This window comes from Pantoea phyllosphaerae (assembly GCF_051025595.1).
Classification (GTDB): Bacteria; Pseudomonadota; Gammaproteobacteria; order Enterobacterales; family Enterobacteriaceae; genus Pantoea.
Genome location: NZ_JBPFDE010000034.1, coordinates 1 through 2,607, shown reverse-complemented (window position 1 = coordinate 2,607; position 2,607 = coordinate 1). Strand labels below are relative to the sequence as shown.

General features: G+C 46.1%; 5 protein-coding genes. 4 read left to right on the top strand and 1 reads right to left on the bottom strand.

Annotation, left to right across the window (positions count from 1 at the left end; all coding sequences use genetic code 11):
* The 3 genes from ACR6A7_RS21080 to ACR6A7_RS21070 form a co-directional block, all read left to right on the top strand.
* Positions 1–633 (top strand): hypothetical protein (locus tag ACR6A7_RS21080; RefSeq protein WP_434127146.1); only part of this gene is annotated, 633 nt, incomplete at its 5' end.
* Positions 634–638: 5 nt separating this feature from the next.
* On the top strand, positions 639–1,052 hold the full coding sequence (locus tag ACR6A7_RS21075) for a hypothetical protein (protein ID WP_434127145.1): 414 nt from the start codon (positions 639–641) through the stop codon (positions 1,050–1,052).
* Positions 1,053–1,160: 108 nt separating this feature from the next.
* The gene (locus ACR6A7_RS21070) at positions 1,161–1,775 is read left to right on the top strand and encodes a hypothetical protein (protein ID WP_434127144.1); all 615 of its coding nucleotides are present in this window, start codon (positions 1,161–1,163) and stop codon (positions 1,773–1,775) included.
* Positions 1,776–1,906: 131 nt separating this feature from the next.
* Here ACR6A7_RS21070 and ACR6A7_RS21065 read toward each other — a convergent pair whose 3' ends face one another.
* On the bottom strand, positions 1,907–2,149 hold the full coding sequence (locus ACR6A7_RS21065; protein WP_434127143.1) for a SymE family type I addiction module toxin: 243 nt from the start codon (positions 2,147–2,149) through the stop codon (positions 1,907–1,909).
* 81 nt (positions 2,150–2,230) lie between these two features.
* Between ACR6A7_RS21065 and ACR6A7_RS21060 the strand changes: the two genes are divergently transcribed.
* Positions 2,231–2,607, top strand: a 377-nt coding sequence (locus ACR6A7_RS21060) for a hemagglutinin repeat-containing protein (protein WP_434127147.1), incomplete at its 3' end; no start/stop codon positions are given.

Here is a 2,607-nt window from a genome sequence, read left to right as displayed (position 1 = left end):
ACGGAGCGGCGTGAAGCGCTGAAAGATACGGCATCACTGGGCGCTGACTTTTTGCCGGTCGTAGGAACCCTGAAAAGCGCAGCGGAGGCACAGAGCGCGCTGGATTATCTGATGGCCGCCGCATCCCTTATACCGGGGGAACGTGTTGCTGCGGGCATATTTAAAGCGGCAGAGAAAGCGCTGGTTAAAGGTGATGTGGCTGAAGCATCAAAGCTGATTAATAAGGCCAGTGATGAGATAGCAATAGCTTCGCGTCCCAGCCACAGGCAGTCTGAAATAGATGTCGGTAAAGATCTCGGTGAAGGATGGCGCGAACAGGTCAGCTTTAAGGACGGTAAAGAAGTTCCCTACGGTACCAAAGGTGGAGTTCGTCCTGACTGGTGTCAGGGAAATGTCTGTAGTGTTGAAGTGAAGAACTATAACATTACAACGAATCAGAGCGGGCTAATAAATAATGTGTCTAAGCAAGCTATCCAACGTGCCGAAAATTTACCTGCGGGAATGCGTCAAGAGGTTGTGATTGATGTTCGTGGACAAAGTGTCACTCCAATTCAGGAAGATGCAATCATTAAAGGGATTGTTCAAAAATCCAACGGAGCAATTAAGCCTACAGATATTCAATTTAAGAGGTAATAAGTATGAGACATGTTGGGTTTATGGGAGGGAGTTCAATGGTAGAGCTAGGAACTGCCTCTGAAATGATGGATTTTTTTAATTTCATTAACAAAAGACTGGAAGGTAAAGAAAGCAATGAAATAGCAATTCGTCTTTATAGTAAATATATAAAGCTTGAACAGCTAGAAGAGCTGTATTCGATGGTAAAAGATATCAAATCAATGCTATCCTCAGATGAAGATAAGTATTTTAAATATTTGTCAGGTATAGAAACATGTATTGAATCGGCGAAATTTTTCTATAACAGTTGGGGTGTTTATCAACCAGTTAAAGTTGCTGTGACCGATGCACCTTATTATATAGAAGATAAAAACCGGCCTTTAGAACACTACGATGAATTAAAACCTAATGAAACACCGTTTTGGTTACGTCAATGACTAAATCGTGGCTGTAGTAGAGATTTTATAGGTCATGATGTTGATCTTAACAAGGAAAATGACAATAGAGTCCCCAAAATCACTCCTCTGTTGCAAGGGCTAAAGCCTTTGCTGGATGCGGACGGGAAACCGGTGGCCGGGGCTGCAGGTGTTTGGTTAGGAGCTGTTTCTATTGTGCCAGAGGACGCTGCTCCAAATGTGCCTCCAGTTGATGCAAGCATTGAAGAATGCATTGAAAGGAGATCCGAAGTGAGTGTTGATTTAATAAAGTATGTGAAATGGAGACGTGTTGTAGTAGGTCAGGAGCTTTCTAAGGTCATCGGTCTGATATTTATCCTTAAAGTTCCATGTTTTGAACACCCTCAAAGGTTGCAATTTATTTTTGATGGTGTTAAAGGTGGCGAAAATTTTAAGTGTGGAGGAGATGGCGCTTCTCTTGAATTAACAAGCTCACCTCTTTTAGAGAGCGATCTGGGTGAGTATGGAAACGAAGAAATATTAGACATTTCGGCTAATGAACCTTTTTATGAGTGCATTGGAAGAAAATTGGCTGGATTGCACCTGATCTTTTCTTCAGTAGAGGATGCAAATATAGGTGTTAGATTTAACTTTGAAGGTGGGGAAGGATTTTGTGTAGTGAACTGGGGAGATGAAATCAATATAATGAAATGCTTACCGGATGCGTTCGAAAAGAATGAAGGTATTAAATACAAAGTGATATAGTATATCAACACCAGCTCTAAACGGATGACGGATGCAGATTACGCGGCAGGAAAACTAACCTGGGCGGTAGACATACCTCTAAATATAGTCTTTTAAAACCATATTTAGGTTCGCTGCATCAGCAAATCGTGTCACTCCGTTCCTGCAAGGCAGATAATCCGTCGACCTTCCTCGGCGGTGACAATAACCGGTTGGCCGTATCCAAATCCCGCGTACTGTAACCAGTTACCCTCAAGGTTAAGCACGGGGCTGCGGCTGTTATAGCGGCTCGCTCCGGTGTACCGATAAATACCGCGCCCGGCAGACCCTTCACCGGGCCGCAGACAAGCTACGCCCCGGCTCAGAGCCCTGAGTTCTACAACTGAATCTGACAAAATACTAATAGTAGCCCCGTTGCTGACTGCTAAGATGCTGCTCTGCAGATCGCGGTCATGGCATGGTGATAGCTTGTTTGGATTGAAAAAGGGTTTCGGGGTAATAAGTTAGCGTCACAGAAACACATTCATATAGTAAGCACGACCCACGTCAACAGCCGCGTTAACGCGAAGGATAACCTGACGCTCAGCAGCGGCAACGACACGCTGCTCTCCGGCGCCCAAGCGCTGGGCGACAGCATCAGCGTTAACGCAGGCAATAACCTCACGCTCACCAGCCTGCAGGACACCGATAACTATCAGAGCAGACAGCAGAGCGCCAGCGGCGGCTTCAGCTTCACCTGGGGCGCGGGCGGTTCGGCCGGGCTGAGCCTCAGCAAGAGCAGGATAAACAGCGAGTACGCCAGCGTCGGCGACCAGAGCGGGCTGTTTGCGGGCGACGGCGGCTATGACATCTT